Raw genomic sequence first — 20369 nt, 5'->3', positions numbered from 1 at the left:
TCGTGGGGGGCGTGAGGTCCCCCGTCCTGGTCGCCGCCACGGTCCTGATCGCCGTCGGCGCCCTGGCCGGATGCTCCCGCACCGTCGACGGCCAGGTGGCGATGACCACCGAACCCGGCGCGCCGCTCACCTCGACGCGCAGCGCACCCCCGTCGTCGGGGGACGCCCAGAGCGTGACGTGCGGCGAGTTCAACGCGATGTCGCCCGACGATCAGCAGGCCGTCATCGAGGAGATCCTGTCCGAGTTCGGCCCGACCATCGGCGGCGACGACATGAACACCATGCGCATCGCCGCCGATGCGATGTGCCAGTTCCTGCCGAAGGACATCGTGCTGGCGGACGTGCTGATGGGCGGCGGGCCGCCCTGACCGGCGAGCGGTTAGCCTGCTGCCATGGGTGACACCTACGAATCCCTCACCGTCGAGATCGACGGCCACGTGGCACGCGTCACGCTCACCGGCCCAGGCAAGGGCAACGCCATGGGTCCGGCCTTCTGGTCCGAACTCCCCGTGGCATTCGCGACGCTGGACGCCGACCCGGACGTGCGGGCCATCGTGCTCACCGGCTCGGGCGCCAACTTCAGCTACGGCCTGGACCTGGCGGCCATGGGCGACGTGCTCACGCCGGTGCTCTCCGAGGGCGCAATGGCGAAGGCGCGCACGGACTTCCACGCGACGATCAAGCGCATGCAGCATGCCATCACGGCCGTCGCCGACTGCCGGACGCCCGTGATCGCCGCCGTGTCCGGCTGGTGCATCGGCGGCGGCGTCGACCTCATCTCGGCCGTCGACATCCGCTACGCCAGCGCCGACGCCAAGTTCTCGGTGCGCGAGGTCAAGCTCGCGATGGTCGCCGACGTCGGGTCCCTGGCGCGGCTGCCGATGATCCTGTCCGACGGGCACCTGCGCGAACTGGCGCTGACGGGCAAGGACGTCGACGCGGCGCGGGCCGAGCGGATCGGTCTGGTCAACGACGTGTTCCCCGACGCCGAGGCGACGTTGGCCGCGGCCCACGACACCGCGCGCGCCATCGCCGCCAACCCACCGCTGGTGGTCCGGGGCGTCAAGGACGTGCTCGACGAGCAGCGCACGGCCCAGGTGGCGGCGAGCCTGCGCTACGTGGCGGCGTGGAACGCGGCGTTCCTGCCCAGCAAGGACCTCACCGAGGGCATCACCGCGATGTTCGCCAAGCGCCCGCCGGAGTTCACGGGCGAGTAGCCGGCCCGGCGCTACGCGAAGCGCGGGTCGAGCACGCCGGCGAGCTGAGCCTTGGGGATGGTGACCTCTTGCGCGCCCAGGGCGCCGAAGAACGCGTCGCGGTCGAAGAAGAAGACCACCGAATCCCCGGAGAACGCGAAGTTCTCGTAGATCCGCGGGTCGAGGCCGGTGTCGTTCGGGATGTCGAGGTTCTGCCCGGCCTGTCGGTCGAGGTCGCCGCGCACGATGGGCCAGATCTTGGCGACGGCGTCCGTGGCGTTCGGGAAGGCCTCGGCGAACGTCACCGGCGCCTGTGCGGTCAGGTCGTAGTTGAACGCCCGGTACCACGTGGTGGGGTGGGCGCCGCCGGCGCTCTGGAAGACCTTCACCGCCACCGACGTGGTGGCGTGCTGGCCCGGCGCTCCCGACGAGTAGCGCGTGCTGGTGACGTCGAGTTCGTACGGTGGTTGGCCCGCAACGGGATCGGACCCGTCCTGGAACTCGGTGAGGACCCCGTTGACGTAGTCCTGGAGCAGCTGCTCCTCGGGGTAGTCGGCGGGAATGGCGATGTCGACGTTGCGGTAGGGCCCGCTGGCCTGCAGTTGGCACATCTGGTTGGCGTCGACGGTGTCGCACAGTTGCGCGGGCGCTGCCGCCGCGACGCCGCCGCTCAGGCCGCCCAAGCACCCCGCGGCCGCGGCCGCGATCACCGCCATGCCCACCCGTGCGCGTACCGCCATGCCCCTGCCCTCCGTCGTGTCGTCCCACGAACCTAATTGACGAGGGAAGCAATTGCGCGGGGAACGGGGATTCCGATGGCGGTGGCGGAGGGATTTGAACCCCCGGACGGTGTTAGCCGTCTCTCGCTTTCAAGGCGAGTGCATTAGGCCGCTCTGCCACGCCACCGCGGACAATCGTAAGGGATCCCTAGACCCTGCCCAGACGTGCCGGCGGGTCGCTGGCCCGCAGGCCGGCGCCGATGCGCCTGCAGTTCTCCCCCATGGCGGCGATCTGGGTGCGGGACAGCCGGGACAGGAAGTGGTTGCGCACCCCCTCGGAGTACGTCACCAACGCCTGTTTGAGCCGGGCCCGCCCTTCCGGCGTGATGCTGGCGAGGACGCCGCGCCCGTCGTCGGGGCTGGACGTGCGGCGCGCGAGGCCCTGATCCTCCAGCCGATGGATCTGCCGCGTGACGCGGCTGGGCAGCGACATCAGCTCCTCGGCGAGATCCCCCATCCGGGCCGCGCCCGTGGGCGACTTGTCCAGGATCTCGAGCAGCCGGACGTCGTTGAGTGTGAGGTGGTGAGCCTCCACCAGTGACTTGTTCAGGGTCGCGTACAGCCGTAGCGCCGCGTCCAAGAAATTTTGCCACGATCGTTGTTCCGCGATGTCCAGACCGGGCATGGCGCTCGCGGTTCGCCCTGCGATCATCCCCTCCATAGATGTCATGGTAAGACGACAACGCCCGCCGAGTAGCGTTATCGACATGCATGCGATCGTGGCGAATTCCCCAACTGACATGGCCTGGCAAGAGGTTGCCGAACCCACAGCTAACCCAGGTGAAGTCGTACTCGACGTCGTTGCCGCAGGGGTGAACCGCGCCGATCTGCTGCAGGCCGCAGGGAACTATCCCCCTCCCAAGGGAACTAGTTCCATTCTCGGCCTAGAGGTCTCTGGCTACGTCCGCGAGGTCGGCGACGACGTCTCGGAATGGACGGTCGGCCAACCGGTCTGCGCTTTGCTGGCAGGCGGTGGTTACGCCGAACGCGTGGCGGTGCCCGCGGCCCAGGTGATGCCGCTTCCGCCGGGCGTCGACGTGATGGCCGCCGCCGCCCTACCCGAGGTGGCCTGCACGGTCTGGTCCAATCTCGTGATGACGGCCGGACTCACCGCCGGACGGGTGGCTCTAATCCACGGCGGGGCGAGCGGCATCGGTACACATGCGATCCAGGTTGCCCACGCCCTGGGGTGCACGGTGGTGGTCACCGCGGGCAGCGAGGCCAAGTTGGATCTATGTCGCGAACTAGGATCCGACGTAGGCGTCAATTACCGCAAAGAGGACTTCGTCGAGCGGGTGCGCGCCGAGACCGGCGGGGCCGGCGCCGACGTCATCCTCGACATCATGGGGGCGGCCTACCTCGACCGCAACGTCGATGCACTCGCCGCCGACGGCCGTCTGGTCGTCATCGGATTTCAGGGCGGGGTCAAGGCCGAACTGAACATCGGCAAGCTGCTCGCCAAACGGGCCGGCATCATCGCGACCGCACTGCGCTCCCGACCCGTGACCGGGCCGTCCGGCAAGAGCGCCATCGTCGACGCGGTGGTGGCAGGAGTGTGGCCCATGATCGCCGACGGCCGGGTGCGCCCCATCGTCGGCGCCGAGCTGCCGATCACCGACGCCGCCGCGGCGCACCGCCTGCTCGAGTCCGGCGACGTGACCGGCAAGGTGCTGCTGCGCGTGCGGGACTGACCCCAGCGGCCATTCCAGCGAGCGGCTATCCCAGCGAGGCGAGGGCCCGCACCAGCTGATCCACCTCGGCCATCGTGGTGTAGTGCGCCAGCCCGATGGTCACGGCGCCGCCGATGTCGGCGACGCCGATGGCGTCGAGCGCGCGCGACGTCGCGTCGGTCACGGCCAGCACGCCGTTGTCGGCCAACCGCTTGATGACACGTTCGGCGGGCACGCCGTCGAGCGCCAGGCTCAGCACCGGGATCCGCGCCTCCGGCTGCCCCAGCACCATCACCAGCGGCAGCGACCGCAACGAGGCCAGCAGGTAGTCGAAGAGCCGATCCATGTAGGCGGCCGCCGAGCGCATGGACACCGCGAGCCGCTCCCGGCGGGTGCCCGTCGCGGTCTCGTCGAGACCCGCCAGGTACTCGACGCTGGCCACCACGCCGGCGAGCATGCCGTACTGGTGCTGCCCCATCTCGAGCCGTGCGGCGCCGGTGGCCTCGGGATCCAGCGACACCGACCCGAACGCGTCGATCAGCGACGGGTCGCGGAACACCAGCGCCCCGATGGGCGGACCACCCCAGGCGACGGCGTTGACCGCCACCACGTCGGCCTCCACCTCGTTGACGTCGAACAGCCGGTAGGGCGCCGCCGCCGAGTGGTCGACCACCACCAGGCCCGAGTTCTCGTGCACCAGCTTGATCACGGGCCGCAGATCGGTGAGCGTGCCCAGCGTCGACGACGCCGACGCGAGGGCGACCAGCCGCGTCGGCTTGGTGATGAGCGACTCCCACTGCCACGGCGGCAGCTCACCGGTCTCGATGTCGACCTCGGCCCACTTCACCTTGGCGCCGTAGCGGTTGGCCGCCCGCAGCCAGGGCGCGATGTTCGCCTCGTCGTCGAGGCGGCTGACCACCACCTCGTAGCCCAACCCGACGCGCGACGACGACGCGTCGGCCAAGGACGTCAGCAAAATCGCGCGATCGGCGCCCAGCACCACGCCGCGCGGGTCACCACCCACCAGGTCGGCAACCGCCCGCCGGGCGGCGGCGAGGACCGCCGCACTGCGCTGCGCCGACGGATGGGGGCCGACGTCCGTCGTCATCGAGCCGCGAAACGCCGTCGACACCGTCGTGGCGACCGAGTCGGGCAGCAGCATCCCCCGCGGGGCGTCGAAGTGCACCCAACCGTCGCCCAACGAAGGGTGCAGACCGCGCACCCGGGCGACGTCATATGCCATGCCAGCCACCTTCGAGCATCCGAGAACCGCCCCCACAGCGATTTCCATGGACCCACGCTCGTGCCCACGCCGCGCCGAACCGGGTCGTCTGGGCAGCCATACTAGTGCAGTGAGCTTGGCGGCCGGGGTGCTAGTGGCGTGGTTGTTGCTGGTCACCCCGGGAGCTATCGTCGCGCGCGCGGCGCAGCTAACGTGGCCCGTCGCCATCGCCACGGCCGCGCCGCTCACCTACGGCATCGTCGGCATCGCGATCCTGCCGCTGGGCGCGCTGGGGGTCCCGTGGAACGGCTGGAGCGCGCTCGGCGCCCTCCTCGTCGTCGTGATCCTCGTCACGATCCTGCGGGTCGCTCTGGCGCGGTTCGGCGTCCGCGACGCCGCCGCGGGCGCCATGACCATCGGGCCGGCGCTCGTCGTCGCCGCCGGGATCGCGGTCGGTGCGGTGCTCATCGGCTACGCGGCGCTCACCGGGCTGCCGCACTGGCAGAGCATCCCCAGCAACTGGGATTCGGTCTGGCACGCGAACACCATCCGGTGGATCGTCGAGACTGGGCAGGCGTCCCCGACGCACATGGGCGAACTCCGCAACGTCGAGACGCACGACGTCCTGTACTACCCCTCGGTGTTCCACGCGCTGGCCGCGCTGCAGTGTCAGCTGACGGGCGCGGCAGCCACCAGCGCCTACACCCTGAACTCCCTGACCGCGGCCATCTGGCTGTTCCCCACCAGCGCCGCGGTGCTGACCTGGCAGCTGCTGCGGCCCCGCGTCGACGACCAGTGGCGGGTCGCCGGGTGCGCGGCCGCCGCGGCCGCGCTGACGGCGTCGTTCACGGCGGTGCCCTACGTCGAGTTCGACACCGCGTCGATGCCCAACCTCGCCGCCTACGGCGTGGCGGTGCCCGCGGCGGCCTTCATCGTCTCGACCCTGCGGCACCGCGATCGCATACCGCTGGCGGTACTGGCCCTCGTCGGCGTGTTCTCGGTGCACATCACCGGCGGCATGGTGACCGTGACCTTCGTCGCCGCCTGGTGGCTGGCCGAGGGATTGCTGCGGCCGGTGCGCGGGCGCCTGGCCGACGTGGCCACCCTGCTGACGGTGGGCCTGCCCGCGCTGGCGGTGCTGCTGCCACAGTTCCTCGGCGTGCTGCAGCAGGCCGAGATCATCGCCGGGCACGCCTTCGTCACCCACGAGGGGCGCAAGAAGGCGCTGTTCGACGCCGTGTTCGCGCACACCCGCCACCTCAACGACTTCCCGATCCAGAACGCCATCCTGCTGTTGGCCGGTCTGGGCTGGCTGTACCTGGCCTGGCGACGAGTCTGGTGGCCGCTGCTGGTCTGGACCCTGCTGGTGGTGTCGATCGTGCACTCGTCGGCGCCGTTCGGCGGGCCCATCGGAGCCATCACGGGCACGTACAGCGACCTGTTCTACAGCGATCCGCGCAGGCTGTCCGCCGTGGTCGCGATGCTGCTGGCCCCCATGGCCGGCATCGCGCTCTACACGATCACGCGCTGGGTGGTCGACCGATGCCGCGCCCGGCTGCCCACCGTCGACGCGCGGGTGTGGCAGGGTGCGACGGCCGTCGCGCTCGTCGCGGTGTCGGTGGGTCTGGCGTGGCACTACCTGCCGCGGCACCGGTTCCTGCTCGGCGACAAGTACGACTCGGTGATCGTCGACGCCAAGGACCTCGAGGCGTTCGCCTACCTGGCCACGCTGCCCGGCGCGCACGACACGTTGATCGGCAACGCCAACGTCGACGGCACCGCCTGGATGTACGCGGTGGCCGGCCTGCACCCACTGTGGACGCACTACGACTTCCCCCAGCAGCAGGGGCCGGGACCGCAGCGCTTCGTCTTCTGGGCGTACGCCGACGACGCCGACACCGATCCGCGCGTGGCCGCGGCCGTCCGGGCGCTGAACATCCGCTATGTCATCACCAGCACGCCGGTGGTGCGCGGGTTCGTCATGCCCGACGGGCTAGTGTCGCTAGACGCCTCCCGGTCGTGGAAGAAGATCTACGACAACGGTGAGGATCGGATCTACGAATGGCAGGGAAAGCAGACGGCATGACACCCGACGATCCCGATTACGAAATCATCAGCCAGGCGCCCGAGAGCAGGGACAAGGCGCAGGAGGACGACGACAAGTCGCTCACCGACCTGGTGGAGCAGCCCGCCAAGGTGATGCGCATCGGCACCATGATCAAGCAGCTGCTCGAGGAGGTGCGCGCCGCTCCGCTCGACGAGGCCAGCCGCGCCAAGCTGCGCGACATCCACCGCACCAGCATCTCCGAGCTCGAAGACGGTCTGGCGCCCGAACTGCGCGACGAACTCGAACGCCTCACGCTGCCGTTCACCGAGGAGTCCGTGCCCTCGGACGCCGAGCTGCGCATCGCCCAGGCGCAGCTGGTCGGCTGGCTCGAAGGCCTGTTCCACGGGATCCAGACGGCGCTGTTCGCCCAGCAGATGGCCGCGCGCCAGCAGTTGGAGCAGATGCGCCAGGGCGCCCTTCCCCCCGGCGTCGCGGCCCCCGGCACGCGTGGTCCCGGGCACGGGACCGGCCAGTACCTGTAGGTCGCGTGGAACCACACATCTCGACCCGCGACGCGTGGGTCGAATTCCCGATCTTCGACGCCAAGTCACGGTCGCTGAAGAAGGCGTTCCTGGGCAAGGCGGGCGGCGCCATCGGCCGCAACGAGTCGAACGTCGTGGTCATCGAGGCGCTGCGCGACATCACGCTGTCGCTGAAGATGGGTGACCGCGTGGGCCTGGTGGGCCACAACGGTGCGGGCAAGTCGACGCTGCTGCGTCTGCTGTCGGGCATCTACGAACCCACGCGCGGCTCGGCGACCGTGACCGGTCGCGTGGCGCCGGTGTTCGACCTGGGCGTCGGCATGGATCCGGAGATCTCCGGTTTCGAGAACATCCTGATCCGCGGCCTGTTCCTGGGGCAGACGCGCAAGCAGATGCTCGCCAAGGTCGACGAGATCGCCGAGTTCACCGAGCTGGGCGACTACCTGTCGATGCCGCTGCGCACGTACTCCACGGGCATGCGGGTGCGCCTGGCGATGGGGGTCGTCACCAGCATCGATCCGGAGATCCTACTGCTCGACGAGGGCATCGGCGCCGTCGACGCCGAGTTCATGAAGAAGGCCCGCACGCGCCTACAGGACCTGGTGGCGCGATCGGGGATCCTGGTGTTCGCCAGCCACTCCAACGAGTTCCTGGCGCAGCTGTGCAACACCGCGATGTGGGTGGATCACGGCACCATCAAGATGACGGGCGGCATCGAGGAGATCGTGCGCGCCTACGAGGGCGAGGACGCGGCCCGACACGTACGCGAGGTGATCGAGGAGAACGAGCGCCGGGACACCGCACGTGACTGAGCGGGCCGGCGCCGAGCAGGTGACGGACGACGTCCCGGAGAGGATCGTCGCCGTCGTGGTGACGCACCGCCGGGTCGATCTGCTGACCCGCTCGCTAACGGCGGTGTGCAGCCAGCGGCGCGCGCCCGACCACCTGATCGTCGTCGACAACGACGACGATCCCCGCGTGGCCGACGTCGTCGCCGCGACGCCGGTGCCGTCGACCTACGTGGGGTCGGCCCGCAACCTCGGCGGGGCGGGCGGCTTCGCGCTGGGCATGCTGCATGCGCTGGCACTGGGCGCGGACTGGGTGTGGCTCGCCGACGACGACGGTCGCCCGGCCGACGACGAGGTGCTGGGCACGCTGCTGGAGTGTGCGCGCCGCCACCGGCTGGGCGAGGTGTCGCCGATGGTGTGCGACGCCGACGACCCCGACCGGCTGGCGTTCCCGTTGCGGCGCGGTCTGGTCTGGCGGCGCCGGGTGTCCGAGCTGGGCGGCGGCGGCCTGCTGCCGGGCATCGCCTCGCTGTTCAACGGTGCCCTGTTCAGCGCTGCCACCATCGACGCCGTCGGCGTCCCGGACATCCGGCTGTTCGTGCGCGGCGACGAGGTGGACGTGCACCGCAGGCTGGCGCTGTCGGGCGTGCCGTTCGGCACGTGCCTCGACGCCGTCTACCTGCACCCGCAGGGATCCGACGAGTTCAAGCCGATCCTCGGCGGCCGCATGCACACGCAGTATCCGTCCGACGACACCAAGCGCTACTTCACCTACCGCAACCGCGGTTATCTGCAGGCGCAGCGCGGGATGCGCAAGCTGGTGCCGCAGGAGTGGCTGCGGTTCGGCTGGTTCTTCCTGGTGACGCGGCGCGACCCGGCGGGGTTCGCCGACTGGATCCGGTTGCGGCGCATGGGGGCACGGGAGCGGTTCCTGCCGCACGACCGGCGCGATGGGGGATCTGGCGGGGCGAAGGAGGCCAAGCGATGACGTTCACCGATGCCGCGGCGCAGTCGAAGACCTTCGCACGGGCGTGGGGCGATCTGACGGCGGGGTTCGGCAAGCGCGAGCTGTGGCTGCACCTGGGCTGGCAGGACATCAAGCAGCGGTACCGCCGCTCGGTGCTGGGCCCCATCTGGATCACCATCGCCACCGGCACCATGGCGGTGGCACTGGGTGGCCTGTACTCGAAGTTGTTCAAACTCGAACTGTCCGAGCACCTTCCGTACGTGACCCTGGGCCTGATCATCTGGAACCTGATCAATGCCTCGATCCTCGAGGGTGCCGACGTGTTCGTCGCCAACGAGGGGCTGATCAAGCAGCTGCCGACGCCGCTGAGCGTGCACGTCTACCGGCTGGTGTGGCGCCAGGTGCTGCTGTTCGCGCACAACATCGTGATCTTCGTGGTGATCGCGATCATCTTTCCGCAGCACTGGACGTGGACCGATCTGGCGTTCATCCCGGCGCTGGCGCTCATCGTGCTCAACTGCGTGTGGGTGGCGCTGTGCTTCGGCATCCTCGCCACGCGGTACCGGGACATCAGCCCCCTGCTGTTCAGCCTGGTGCAGCTGCTGTTCTACATGACGCCGATCATCTGGAACGACCAGACGCTGCGCGCCCAGGGCGCCGGCGGGTGGGCCAAGGTCATCGAGTTCAACCCGCTGCTGCACTACGTCGACATCGTGCGGGCGCCGCTGCTGGGCGCCGACCAGCAGCTGCATCACTGGGTGGTGGTGATCGCGCTGACCGTCGTCGGGTGGACCGTCACCGCGTTCGCGCTGCGGCAGTACCGGGCGCGTGTGCCGTACTGGGTGTAGCCACGCGCCCGGTGCGTGGTCAGCGCCGCGGCGCCTTCATCCGCGTCGCTACGTTGAAGCGGTTCCACGCGTTGATGGTCACCGCCAGCGCGATCACCTGCGCCAGCTCCCGTTCGCTGAACACGGCGGCGGCCCTGGCGTAGACCTCGTCGGAGACGTGGCCGTGGTGCAGCTCGGTGATGGCCTCGGTGAGTTCCAGTGCGGCGCGCTCCTGCGCGGTGAACAGGGTGCCGGCTTCGTCCCACGCGGCGACCAGCGCCAGGCGCTGCTCGGTCTCGCCGTTCTTGCGGGCGTCGGCGACGTGCATGTCGAGGCAGAACGCGCAGTGGTTGATCTGGCTGGCGCGGATCTTGATCAGTTCGCCGATGGTGGGGTCGACGTCCTTCGCCGACGCCAGCGAGAGCTTCATCATCGCGTCGTACAGCTCCGGGGAGACCTTGTAGATCTGCAGGCGGTCGATCGCGGTGGGGTGTTCGAGTGTCTGGGTCATGGCATCGACGTTAGGGCCAGAAAGGACCAGATACGTGGTGCAATGTCAGCCCACTTTCGTGGGCCAATCCTGCGGTTCAGTCGGTCTGCTTCGACACTCGTGCCATCGCCGCGTCGAGGGTCGGATACACGTCGATGAAGTCCGCGACCCCGGCGATCTCGAGCGGCCTGCTGGTCGCCGGACCGTCGGCGACCACCGCGTAGCCGACGGAGGGCCCGAGCATGCGCATCGTCGTGATCAGCACCTGCATGCCCGCCGACGCCAACAGGGTGACGTCGGTGAAGTCGAAGATCAGCCCCTCCGGCTTCTTCTGCACCGCAACGGCCGCCGCCCCGTACAACGCCGGCGAGGTGAGGGCATCGATCGTTCCCGACACCGTCACGACCACAACGCGACCGTGCCAGGTCTCCGATGTGGTGAAACCGTTGATCGATCCTCCTCGAGCCGTTTCTGGCGGGCTGCGGCAAGTGTCGCAGAACGACCCGTCCGGAAGGCACCACCGATGACCAATCGGGACCGATCGGTGACCTTGGCTGGATGGTCCGGCCGGGCCGTCCGTGCACGTGCTTGAATGCTGCGGTGACGTCCGGTCCGGCCACACCGGGGACCCGCGACCTGCACCTGGAATTGCGGGGGGCACTGATCCCCGGCGCCCGCGGCAGCCGCGATCGGTTGCTGACCGCCCTGCGTGCCGCCGTGCGCAGCGGCCGGCTGACCCCGGGTACGGCGTTGCCGCCGTCGCGCGTCCTGGCAGCGGATCTCGGCGTGGCCCGCAACACCGTGGCCGAGGCGTACGCCGAGCTGGTCGCCGAGGGTCTGCTGGGGGCCCGCCAGGGGGCAGGCACGTGGGTGCTGGGTGGTGCCACCCCGCTGCCCGCCCGTCCCCGCGGCACGCCGGGGACGCCCGTGCACGATCTGATGCCCGGAGCCGGTGACGTGGCCCAGTTCCCGCGCGCGGCGTGGCTGGCCGCCACCCGGCGCGCCCTGACCGACGCCCCCAACGACGCACTGCGCCTTGGCGATCCGCGGGGCCGCATCGAGCTGCGGGCGGCGTTGGCCGACTACCTGACCCGGGCCCGCGGCGTGCGCTGTTCACCGGATTCGATCGTCGTCACCGCGGGCACCCGGCACTCGGTCGAGGCGCTGGGCCGTACGCTCGGCGGACCCGTCGCGGTGGAGGCCTACGGCCTGTTCCTGTTCCGTGAGGCGCTGGCGGCACTGGACGTGCCGACCATCCCGATCGGCATCGACGACCACGGTGCCGTCGTCGCCGACCTCGACCGTCATCCCACTCTGACCGCGGCCCTGCTCACCCCCGCCCACCACTTCCCCCACGGCGTGCCGCTGCACCCCGCGCGCAGGACCGCCGCGCTCGAATGGGCCACGCGCACGGGCACTTACGTCCTCGAAGACGACTACGACGGTGAGTTCCGGTACGACCGCCAACCCGTCGGCGCCCTCCAAGGGCTCGACCCCGACCGCGTCGTCTACCTCGGCTCGGCCAGCAAGGCGCTGGCGCCCGCCCTGCGGCTCGGCTGGATGGTGCTGCCCGACGCGCTGCTGGACGGCGCGCTGGCCGCGCTCGGCGGCCAGCAGTTCCACGTCAACGGCATCGCCGCGCTGACGATGGCCGAGTTCGTCTCGAACGGCAGCTACGACAAGCACATTCGCAAGATGCGCCTGGCCTACCGGCGACGCCGGGACCGGCTGGTGACGGCGCTGGCGCCGCTGCCCGTCGAGATCGTCGGACTCTCGGCCGGTCTGCACCTGCTGCTGCGCCTGCCCGAGGGCACCGAGGCCGAGGCGCTGCGCCGCGCCGGTGAGGCCGGGGTCGCCGTCTCGGGACTGGCGCTGCTGCGCCACCCCGACGCCGACGGACCCGCCGCCGACGGCGTCGTGGTGAACTTCGGGACGCCCACCGAGGGAGCCTTCGATCGCGCCGTCGCCGCGCTGTGTCGCGTGCTGTCCAGCCTGGGCGGCCGGTGACGCCGGGCAACGCCGACGGTGTCCACAGGTCGGCGGTGGCTAAGCTCCCCACCGTGACCGAGCCCCCCATGCCGCCGAATCTGAGCCTGCGCACCCAGGCCTTCCGGTTCGTCGTGACGGGCGGGCTCTCGGCGATCGTCGACTTCGGGCTCTACGTGCTGCTGTACAAGGCGGCCGGCCTGCAACCCGACCTCGCCAAGGTGATCGGCTGGATCGCCGGCACCACCACCGCCTACCTGCTCAACCGCCGCTGGACGTTCCAGGCCGCCCCCAGCACCCGGCGCCTGGTCGCGGTGTGGGCGCTCTACGTGACGACGTTCGTGGTGCAGGTGGGCCTCAACCACCTGTTCCTGCGCCTGTTCGACTACTCCGACACCGGCGTGGTCGTGGCCTTCGTCATCGCCCAGGGCACGGCGACGGTGATCAACTTCGTGGTGCAACGCGCAGTGATCTTCAAGCTCCGCACGTGAGGGGCGCGGGCCGACAGGACGGTACCCTCGTCTCGATGTCCACAACGACGGCCAAGCTGGCCCCCAAGCGCCTGATGGGCTGGGCGCGCACCGCGCCGACGGTCGCGACCGTCCTGTCCACCCCCGATCCCGGCGACATCGTCGACGCCGTGACGAAGGCGGGCGAGCGCGGCGTCATCGCCCGCGGCCTCGGCCGCTCCTACGGCGACAACGCCCAGAACGGCGGCGGCCTCGTCGTCGACATGCCCGCCCTGAACAAGATCCACTCGATGGATCGCGACACCCACGTCGTCGACGTCGACGCGGGCGTGAACCTCGACCAGCTGATGCGGGCGGCGCTTCCGCTGGGCCTGTGGGTACCGGTGCTGCCCGGCACGCGCCAGGTGACGATCGGCGGCGCGATCGCCTGTGACATCCACGGCAAGAACCACCACAGCGCGGGCAGCTTCGGCAACCACGTGCTGTCGCTGGACCTGCTGCTGGCCTCCGGCGAGGTGCGCACGCTGACGCCGGGCGGCGGCAGCCCCGAGGACACCGCGCTGTTCTGGGCCACCGTCGGCGGCAACGGGCTCACCGGCATCATCCTGCGCGCCAAGATCGCCATGACGCCCACCGAGACGGCCTACTTCATCGCCGACGGCGACGTCACCGCGAGCCTCGACGAGACCATCGCGTTCCACAGCGACGGCACCGAGTCCAACTACACCTACTCCTCGGGCTGGTTCGACGCGATGAGCCCGCCCCCCAAGCTGGGTCGGGCCGTGATCTCGCGCGGCTCGCTGGCGACGCTGGATCAGCTGCCGGACAAGCTGGCGAAGGACCCGCTGAAATTCGATGCGCCACAGTTCTTCACCGCACCCGACGTGTTCCCCAACGGCCTGGCCAACAAGTACACGTTCGGCCCCATGACCGAGCTGTGGTACCGCATGGGCAAGACCTACCGCGGCAAGGCGCAGAACCTGACGCAGTTCTACCACCCCCTCGACATGGTGGGAGAGTGGAACCGCGCGTACGGATCCGACGGCTTCGCGCAGTACCAGTTCGTGGTGCCCGTCGAGGCCGTCGAGGAGTTCAAGCGCATCCTCGTCGACATCCAGGCCAGCGGGCACGTCTCGTTCCTCAACGTGTTCAAGCTGTTCGGCCCGGGAAACCAAGCACCGCTGAGCTTTCCGATCCCGGGCTGGAACGTCTGCGTCGACTTCCCCATCAGGGCGGGCCTCAACGAGCTGCTCAAGGGTCTCGACGAGCGCGTGCTCGAGTTCGGCGGCCGGCTCTACACGGCCAAGGACAACCGCACCACCGCCGCGACCTTCCACCGCATGTACCCCCGCATCGACGAGTGGATCTCGGTGCGCCGCAAGGCCGATCCCGACGGCGTGTTCGCCTCGGACATGGCCCGACGTTTGGAGCTGCTGTAAATGGTGTTCGATGCCACGGGCAACCCGCAGGCGATCCTGGTCATGGGCGGTACGTCCGAGATCGGGCTCGCCATCGCCGCCCGCTACCTGCGCGACGCGCCGGCCCGCGTGATCCTGGCCGACCTGCCCGACCACCCGCGCAAGGCCGACGCCGTCGCGGCCATGACGGCCGCCGGGGCGACGACGGTGCGCTGGGTCGACTTCGACGGCGTGGACAGCGCCGCGCACCCCGCGGTGATCGACGAGGCGTGGGCCGACGGTGACGTCGACGTGGCGATCGTCGCGTTCGGCCTGCTCGGTGACGCCGAGGAACTCTGGCAGAACCAGCGCAAGGCCGTCCAGATCGCCGAGATCAACTACACCGCAGCGGTTTCCGTGGGTGTGCTGCTGGGCGAGAAGATGCGCGCCCAGGGATCCGGCCGCATCATCGCGATGAGTTCGGCCGCCGGTGAGCGCGTGCGCCGCTCCAACTTCGTCTACGGCTCCACCAAGGCCGGACTCGACGGGTTCTACCTGGGTCTGGGCGAGGCGCTGCGCGAGTTCGGGGTGCGCGTGCTGGTGATCCGGCCGGGCCAGGTGCGCACGGCGACCACCATCGCCCACTGGAAGGCCACCGGCGCCAAGGAGGCGCCGTTCACGGTCGACAAGGAGGACGTCGCCGAACTGGCGGTCACCGCGTCGGCCAAGGGCAAGGACCTGGTGTGGGCACCGGGCGCCTTCCGCTACGTGATGATGGTGCTGCGCCACGTGCCACGGCCCATCTTCCGCAAGCTGCCGATCTAGCCGGCGGGCTGGAGCGTAGCGACCCGGGATGAACGTCACAGTGCTAGCCACAGCCGGCCGACGGGCGGTCGCGACACTCGGCGCCGTCGCCGTCACGGTGGCGCTGTCCGTCGTCGCACTGACCGCGATCGCACGCGTCGAGTGGCCGGCGTTCAACTCCAGCAATCAACTGCACGCGCTCACCACCGTGGGCCAGTTCGTCGCGTTGGCGGGGCTGCTGGTGGCAGGGCTGCTGTGGCGTCGCGGCCGGCTCTGGGTGGCCCGGGCGTTCGCGGTGACGTTCCTGACGGCCTTCACGGTGGTCACGCTGGGGATGCCGCTGGGTGCCACCAAGCTCTACCTGTTCGGCATCTCGGTGGACCAGCAGTTCCGCACCGAGTACCTGACGCGGCTCACCGACTCGCCCGTGCCGCACGACATGACCTACATCGACCTGCCGCCGTTCTACCCGCCCGGGTGGTTCTGGCTGGGCGGGCGCTTCGCGGCGGCCACCGGCACGCCTGCCTGGGAGGCGTTCAAACCGTGGGCGATCATCTCGATCGCCATCGCGGTGACCGTCGCGTTCCTGCTGTGGGCGGCCATCACGCGGTTCGAGATCGCGCTGGCGGTGACGACGGCGACCACCGCGACCACGCTGGCGTACTCGTCGACCGAACCGTACGCCGCGATCATCAGCCTGCTGCTGCCGCCGATGTTCGTGGTGGCCTGGGCCGGGCTGCGCGCCGTCGACCGGGCGCAGGGCTGGGGCGCGATCGTCGGCGTCGGGGTGTTCCTCGGCGTCGCCGCACTGTTCTACACGCTGCTGCTGGCCTACGCGGCGTTCACGTTCGTGATCATGGCCGTGCTGCTCGCCGCCGTGCGCCGGTCGGTGTGGCCGTTGCTGCGCGTGGCCGCCGTCGCCGCCATCTCCGGTGCCATCGCCCTGCTGGGCTGGGGGCCGTATCTGCTGGCGCACCTGCGGGGCGTCCCCGCGGACTCCGGGACCGCGCTGCACTACCTGCCCGCCGACGGCGCGCAGCTGACGTTCCCCATGCTGTCGTTCACCCTGCTGGGCGCGCTGTGCCTGGTGGGCACGCTGTGGCTGGTGGTGTACGCGGGTAGCTCGTCGCCGACCGCTCCCCCGCTGGCCGTCGGGGTCCTGGCCGTCTACGCGTGGTCGCTGCTGTCGATGCTGACGACACTGCTGGGCACCACGCTGCTGTCGTTCCGGCTGCAGCCGACGCTGACGGTGTTGCTGACCGCAGCCGGCGTGCTCGGCTTCGTCGGCATCACCCAGGCCGTCGCGGCCCGCTACTCGCCCACCGCCGGACGCCGCGTCCTCTTGGGCGCCACGGTCGTCGGCGCCATCGGCGCCATGACGTTCAGCCAGGACGTCCCCGACGTGCTGCGCCCCGACATCACGGTGGCCTACACCGACACCGACGGCGCCGGCCAACGCGCCGACCGCAGGCCTCCGGGCGCGGCGAGCTACTACGCGGAGGTGGACGCGGCGATCCAGGCCGCCACCGGCACGCCCCGCAACCAGACGGTCGTGATGACGGCCGACTACAGCTTCCTGTCGTTCTACCCGTACTACGGCTTCCAGGGTCTGACCTCGCACTACGCCAACCCGCTCGCACAGTTCGACGAGCGTTCGGCGGCCATCGAGGGGTGGGCCACCCTCACGACGCCCGACGAGTTCGTCACGGCGCTCGACACCCTGCCCTGGCAACCGCCCACGGTGTTCCTGATGCGCCACGGCGCCAACGACACCTACACCCTGCGGCTGGCCAGCGACGTCTACCCCAACCAGCCCAACGTGCGGCGCTACCAGGTGAGCCTGGACGCGGCACTGTTCGACGATCCCCGATGGACCAGGACCGACATCGGACCGTTCGTGCTGGCGATCAGGAAATGACCAAGACGAACGCCCGGTTAACATCTAGCCCCGTGAGTCGAGAGGGTGCCGAGCAGGGGCCGGCTGGCGCGACCAACCACCACACCGTGCGCCTGATCGCCATCGTGGCGGGTCTGCTGGGCGCCCTGCTGGCCATCGCCACCCCGCTGCTTCCGGTCACCCAGACCACCGCACAGCTGAACTGGCCCCAGAACGGCGTCCTGGCCAGCGTCGACGCACCGCTCATCGGATACGTGCCGACGAGCCTCGACCTGTCCATCCCGTGCAGCGCGGCCGCCGGCCTGCAGGGCCAACGCACGGTCCTGCTGTCGACGGTGCCCAAGCAGGCCCCCAAGGCGGTGGACCGCGGGCTGCTCATCGAGCGCGTGGGCGACGACCTGCTGGTGATCGTGCGCAACACGCCCGTCGTCAGCGCCCCGCTGCGCGACGTGCTGAGCCCGGCCTGCGAGCGGCTGACGTTCACCGCACACGCCGACAAGGTCACCGGCGAGTTCGTCGGGCTCACCCAGACGTCCGACGGGGGCGAGCAGACCGGCGCCGACGAACCGCTGCGCGGTGAGCGCGGCGGCTACGACTTCCGGCCGCAGATCGTGGGCGTGTTCACCGACCTGTCCGGTCCCGCGCCGCAGGGGTTGAGCTTCTCGGCCGACGTCGACTCGCGCTACAGCACGTCGCCGACGCTGCTCAAGCTCCTGGCGATGGTGGTCGGCGTCGTGATGACCGTGATCGCGCTGGGGGCGCTGCACCGCCTCGACGTCGCCGACGGCGTGCGCCACCGCCGCATCCTGCCGCCGCGCTGGTGGTCCCTGTCGCCGCTGGACGGCCTGGTCACCGCGGTGATGGTGTGGTGGCACTTCGTCGGCGCCAACACCTCCGACGACGGCTACATCCTGACCATGGCGCGCGTGTCCGAGCACGCCGGCTACATGGCCAACTACTACCGCTGGTTCGGCACGCCGGAGGCGCCGTTCGGCTGGTACTACGACCTGCTGGCGCTGTGGGCGCACGTCACCACCGCCAGCGTCTGGATGCGCCTGCCCACGCTGCTGATGGGGCTGGCGTGCTGGTGGATCATCAGCCGCGAGGTCATCCCCCGACTGGGCACGGCGGTCAAGCACAGCACCGCCGCACGGTGGACCGCGGCCGGCATGTTCCTGGCGTTCTGGCTGCCGCTGAACAACGGCCTGCGACCCGAGCCCATCATCGCGCTCGGCATCCTGCTGACGTGGTGCTCGGTGGAGCGCGGCGTGGCCACCAGCAGGCTGCTGCCGGTGGCGATCGCGCTCATCATCGGTGCGCTCACACTGTTCTCCGGGCCCACCGGCATCGCCGCGGTGGGCGCCCTGCTGGTGGCGATCGGACCGCTGAAGACCATCGTGGGCCAACACGTCTCGCGGTTCGGCTACCTCGCGCTGCTGGCACCCGTGCTGGCGGCAGGCACCGTCACGATCTTCCTCATCTTCCGCGACCAGACACTCGCCGCGGCGCTGCAGGCCAGTTCGTTCAAGTCCGACGTGGGCCCCAGCCTGGCGTGGTTCGACGAACACATCCGCTACGAGCGGCTGTTCACCACCAGCCCCGACGGGTCGGTGGCCCGACGCTTCGCGGTGCTCTCACTGCTGCTCGCGCTCGCGGTCTCGGTGGCCATGTCCCTGCGCAAGGGCAAGATCCCCGGCACCGCCCTGGGGCCCAGCAGGCGGATCGTCGGCATCACGATCATCTCGTTCTTGGCCATGATGTTCACCCCCACCAAGTGGACGCACCATTTCGGCGTGTTCGCCGGCCTGGCGGGATCATTGGGGGCGCTGGCCGCCGTCGCCGTCGCCGCGACCGCCATGCGCTCGCGGCGCAACCGCACCGTGTTCACCGCGACCGTGCTGTTCGTCACCGCACTGTCGTTCGCGACCGTCAACGGGTGGTGGTACGTCTCGAACTTCGGTGTGCCGTGGTCGAATTCGTTCCCGTCGTTCGCATTCGGCTTCACCACGATCCTGCTCGGACTTTCGGTTCTGGCGCTGCTGGTGGCCGCGTGGCTGCACTTCAGCGGCCGCGGCGACGCGCCACCCGGCAAGCCTCGCCGCTGGACGCGGATCGCGTCGGCGCCGTTCGCGATCGTCGTCTGGCTCGTCGTGACGTTCCAGGTGGTGTCGCTGACGCTCGGCATGATCGACCAGTACCCGGCGTGGTCGGTGGGCCGCTCCAACCTGGAGGCGCTCACCGGTAAGACGTGCGGCCTGGCGAACGACGTCCTCGTCGAGCAGGACCCCAATGCCGGCCTGCTGCAACCGGTTCGGGTGCCCGCCGCCGTGGCGCTGGGCGCCACCACCACCCAGGGCTTCGACCCCAACGGCATACCCGCCGACCTGTCGGCGGACCCCGTGATGGAACCGTCGGGCAGCGGCAACTTCGCCGACAGCGACGGCTCCCTGATCACCGGTAGCGAACCCGGCACCGAGGGCGGCACCACGGCCGCGGCGGGTGTCAACGGCTCCCGGGCCCGCTTGCCCTACGGTCTGGACCCACGGCTGGTCCCGGTGATGGGCAGTTGGCGCGCGGGCACGCAGCAGCCGTCGCGGCTGCGCTCGGCGTGGTACCGACTGCCCCCGGCCGACCAGCGCGGACCGCTGCTGGTGATCGCCGCCGCGGGCCGCTTCGACTCCGGCGAGGTCACCGTGCAGTGGGCCACCGACGCGCAGGCCGACGCCGACGAACCCGGCGGCAGCGTCACCCTGGCCGACGTCGGCGCCGCACCGGCATGGCGCAACCTGCGGGCGCCGATGGCCGCCATCCCCGACGACGCCACGCAGGTACGCGTCGTCGCCACCGACGAGGACCTGGCACCGCAGCACTGGATCGCCGTCACGCCGCCGCGCATCCCCGAGCTGCGGACGCTGCAGGACGTCGTGGGATCCACCGATCCCGTGCTGCTGGACTGGCTGGTGGGCCTGGCCTTCCCGTGCCAGCGGCCGTTCGGCCACGACTACGGCGTCACCGAGGTGCCCAAGTGGCGCATCCTGCCCGATCGCTTTGGCGCCGAAGCGAATTCGCCGGTGATGGACTACCTGGGCGGCGGCCCGCTGGGCATCACGGAACTGCTGGTGCGCGCCGAGCCGGTGCCGACCTACCTGAAGGACGACTGGTTCCGCGACTGGGGCGCCCTGCAGCAGCTGACACCGTGGTACCCCGACGCGCAGCCCGCCCGCATCGACCTGGGCACCGCCGAGCGCAGCGGGTTGTGGAGCCCGGCGCCGCTGCGGCTGTCCTGA

The 20369-nt window shown here is 70.3% G+C and carries 19 protein-coding genes and 1 tRNA gene; 14 read left to right on the top strand and 6 right to left on the bottom strand.

What is annotated here, in order from left to right; translation table 11 throughout:
• Window positions 1–11: 11 nt before the first annotated feature.
• A complete protein-coding gene (locus AC30CM_RS04035; protein ID WP_490115536.1) occupies window positions 12–368 on the top strand; it encodes a hypothetical protein in 357 nt (118 codons plus the stop codon).
• A 24-nt stretch (window positions 369–392) separates the two neighbouring features.
• Window positions 393–1217 carry a crotonase/enoyl-CoA hydratase family protein gene (locus AC30CM_RS04030; protein ID WP_490115535.1) on the top strand — a complete coding sequence of 275 codons (825 nt, stop codon included), beginning with the start codon at window positions 393–395 and terminating at the stop codon, window positions 1215–1217.
• A gap of 11 nt (window positions 1218–1228) precedes the next feature.
• On the opposite strand, the gene AC30CM_RS04025 is transcribed toward AC30CM_RS04030, so the two are convergent.
• The 3 genes from AC30CM_RS04025 to AC30CM_RS04015 form a co-directional block, all read right to left on the bottom strand.
• Complete coding sequence (locus AC30CM_RS04025; RefSeq protein ID WP_490115534.1) at window positions 1229–1936, bottom strand: RsiV family protein; 708 nt, start codon at window positions 1934–1936, stop codon at window positions 1229–1231.
• A 76-nt stretch (window positions 1937–2012) separates the two neighbouring features.
• A tRNA-Ser gene (locus AC30CM_RS04020) sits at window positions 2013–2102 on the bottom strand.
• Between the two features lie 21 nt (window positions 2103–2123).
• A complete protein-coding gene (locus tag AC30CM_RS04015; RefSeq protein ID WP_490115533.1) occupies window positions 2124–2636 on the bottom strand; it encodes a MarR family winged helix-turn-helix transcriptional regulator in 513 nt (170 codons plus the stop codon).
• Between the two features lie 46 nt (window positions 2637–2682).
• On the opposite strand from AC30CM_RS04015, the gene AC30CM_RS04010 reads away from it, so the two are divergent.
• On the top strand, window positions 2683–3666 hold the full coding sequence (locus AC30CM_RS04010; RefSeq protein WP_490115621.1) for an NAD(P)H-quinone oxidoreductase: 984 nt from the start codon (window positions 2683–2685) through the stop codon (window positions 3664–3666).
• Between the two features lie 25 nt (window positions 3667–3691).
• On the opposite strand, the gene AC30CM_RS04005 is transcribed toward AC30CM_RS04010, so the two are convergent.
• A complete protein-coding gene (locus AC30CM_RS04005) occupies window positions 3692–4888 on the bottom strand; it encodes a cysteine desulfurase-like protein (RefSeq protein ID WP_490115532.1) in 1197 nt (398 codons plus the stop codon).
• 109 nt (window positions 4889–4997) lie between these two features.
• Here AC30CM_RS04005 and AC30CM_RS04000 point away from each other — a divergent pair, with 109 nt between their 5' ends.
• Genes AC30CM_RS04000 through wzm form a run of 5 tightly spaced genes read left to right on the top strand, consistent with a single transcriptional unit; the run spans window position 4998 to window position 10059 of the window.
• Window positions 4998–6953 carry a DUF6541 family protein gene (locus tag AC30CM_RS04000; protein WP_490115531.1) on the top strand — a complete coding sequence of 652 codons (1956 nt, stop codon included), beginning with the start codon at window positions 4998–5000 and terminating at the stop codon, window positions 6951–6953.
• Window positions 6929–7456 carry a bacterial proteasome activator family protein gene (locus AC30CM_RS03995; RefSeq protein WP_490115530.1) on the top strand — a complete coding sequence of 176 codons (528 nt, stop codon included), beginning with the start codon at window positions 6929–6931 and terminating at the stop codon, window positions 7454–7456. Before AC30CM_RS04000 ends, AC30CM_RS03995 begins: the two co-directional genes overlap by 25 nt.
• A 5-nt stretch (window positions 7457–7461) precedes the next feature.
• Window positions 7462–8268, top strand: coding sequence for a galactan export ABC transporter ATP-binding subunit Wzt/RfbE (gene wzt, locus AC30CM_RS03990; protein ID WP_490115529.1), 807 nt, complete (start codon window positions 7462–7464; stop codon window positions 8266–8268).
• Window positions 8261–9232: a galactofuranosyltransferase GlfT1 gene (gene glfT1 / locus AC30CM_RS03985; protein WP_490115528.1), complete on the top strand. Its 972-nt coding sequence runs from the start codon at window positions 8261–8263 to the stop codon at window positions 9230–9232. Before wzt ends, glfT1 begins: the two co-directional genes overlap by 8 nt.
• Window positions 9229–10059, top strand: coding sequence for a galactan export ABC transporter permease subunit Wzm/RfbD (gene wzm / locus AC30CM_RS03980; protein WP_490115527.1), 831 nt, complete (start codon window positions 9229–9231; stop codon window positions 10057–10059). The genes glfT1 and wzm overlap by 4 nt, the downstream gene beginning before the upstream one ends.
• A 19-nt stretch (window positions 10060–10078) precedes the next feature.
• On the opposite strand, the gene AC30CM_RS03975 is transcribed toward wzm, so the two are convergent.
• Window positions 10079–10549: a carboxymuconolactone decarboxylase family protein gene (locus tag AC30CM_RS03975; RefSeq protein WP_490115526.1), complete on the bottom strand. Its 471-nt coding sequence runs from the start codon at window positions 10547–10549 to the stop codon at window positions 10079–10081.
• A 76-nt stretch (window positions 10550–10625) separates the two neighbouring features.
• Window positions 10626–10937, bottom strand: a complete 312-nt coding sequence (locus AC30CM_RS03970) for an STAS domain-containing protein (protein WP_490115525.1) — start codon at window positions 10935–10937, stop codon at window positions 10626–10628.
• 191 nt (window positions 10938–11128) lie between these two features.
• On the opposite strand from AC30CM_RS03970, the gene pdxR reads away from it, so the two are divergent.
• The 6 genes from pdxR to AC30CM_RS03940 all read left to right on the top strand — a co-directional run bounded on the left by pdxR (window position 11129) and on the right by AC30CM_RS03940 (window position 20369).
• Window positions 11129–12535, top strand: a complete 1407-nt coding sequence (pdxR, locus tag AC30CM_RS03965; RefSeq protein ID WP_490115524.1) for a MocR-like pyridoxine biosynthesis transcription factor PdxR — start codon at window positions 11129–11131, stop codon at window positions 12533–12535.
• Window positions 12536–12603: 68 nt separating this feature from the next.
• Window positions 12604–13005 carry a GtrA family protein gene (locus AC30CM_RS03960; protein WP_490115620.1) on the top strand — a complete coding sequence of 134 codons (402 nt, stop codon included), beginning with the start codon at window positions 12604–12606 and terminating at the stop codon, window positions 13003–13005.
• A 35-nt stretch (window positions 13006–13040) separates the two neighbouring features.
• Window positions 13041–14423: a decaprenylphosphoryl-beta-D-ribose oxidase gene (dprE1, locus tag AC30CM_RS03955; protein ID WP_490115523.1), complete on the top strand. Its 1383-nt coding sequence runs from the start codon at window positions 13041–13043 to the stop codon at window positions 14421–14423.
• On the top strand, window positions 14424–15206 hold the full coding sequence (gene dprE2 / locus AC30CM_RS03950; RefSeq protein ID WP_490115522.1) for a decaprenylphospho-beta-D-erythro-pentofuranosid-2-ulose 2-reductase: 783 nt from the start codon (window positions 14424–14426) through the stop codon (window positions 15204–15206).
• Window positions 15207–15234: 28 nt separating this feature from the next.
• Window positions 15235–17103, top strand: a complete 1869-nt coding sequence (locus AC30CM_RS03945) for a galactan 5-O-arabinofuranosyltransferase (protein WP_490115521.1) — start codon at window positions 15235–15237, stop codon at window positions 17101–17103.
• Window positions 17100–20369, top strand: coding sequence for an arabinosyltransferase domain-containing protein (locus tag AC30CM_RS03940; RefSeq protein WP_490115520.1), 3270 nt, complete (start codon window positions 17100–17102; stop codon window positions 20367–20369). Before AC30CM_RS03945 ends, AC30CM_RS03940 begins: the two co-directional genes overlap by 4 nt.

This window comes from Mycobacterium sp. DHQP2018-32-09, from assembly GCF_058148405.1.
This window is presented reverse-complemented; position numbering and strand designations above follow the sequence as displayed.

Excerpts from the sequence above, each read along its gene's own strand:
- AC30CM_RS03975 (WP_490115526.1), bottom strand. The coding sequence starts at position 10,549 with ATGACCCAGACACTCGAACACCCCACCGCGATCGACCGCCTGCAGATC.
- dprE2 (WP_490115522.1), top strand. The coding sequence starts at position 14,424 with ATGGTGTTCGATGCCACGGGCAACCCGCAGGCGATCCTGGTCATGGGC.
- AC30CM_RS03995 (WP_490115530.1), top strand. The coding sequence starts at position 6,929 with ATGGCAGGGAAAGCAGACGGCATGACACCCGACGATCCCGATTACGAA.
- AC30CM_RS03945 (WP_490115521.1), top strand. The coding sequence starts at position 15,235 with ATGAACGTCACAGTGCTAGCCACAGCCGGCCGACGGGCGGTCGCGACA.
- AC30CM_RS04025 (WP_490115534.1), bottom strand. The coding sequence starts at position 1,936 with ATGGCGGTACGCGCACGGGTGGGCATGGCGGTGATCGCGGCCGCGGCC.
- AC30CM_RS04030 (WP_490115535.1), top strand. The coding sequence starts at position 393 with ATGGGTGACACCTACGAATCCCTCACCGTCGAGATCGACGGCCACGTG.
- wzm (WP_490115527.1), top strand. The coding sequence starts at position 9,229 with ATGACGTTCACCGATGCCGCGGCGCAGTCGAAGACCTTCGCACGGGCG.
- AC30CM_RS04005 (WP_490115532.1), bottom strand. The coding sequence starts at position 4,888 with ATGGCATATGACGTCGCCCGGGTGCGCGGTCTGCACCCTTCGTTGGGC.
- AC30CM_RS04010 (WP_490115621.1), top strand. The coding sequence starts at position 2,683 with ATGCATGCGATCGTGGCGAATTCCCCAACTGACATGGCCTGGCAAGAG.
- AC30CM_RS04015 (WP_490115533.1), bottom strand. The coding sequence starts at position 2,636 with ATGGAGGGGATGATCGCAGGGCGAACCGCGAGCGCCATGCCCGGTCTG.
- AC30CM_RS03940 (WP_490115520.1), top strand. The coding sequence starts at position 17,100 with ATGACCAAGACGAACGCCCGGTTAACATCTAGCCCCGTGAGTCGAGAG.
- AC30CM_RS03960 (WP_490115620.1), top strand. The coding sequence starts at position 12,604 with ATGCCGCCGAATCTGAGCCTGCGCACCCAGGCCTTCCGGTTCGTCGTG.
- dprE1 (WP_490115523.1), top strand. The coding sequence starts at position 13,041 with ATGTCCACAACGACGGCCAAGCTGGCCCCCAAGCGCCTGATGGGCTGG.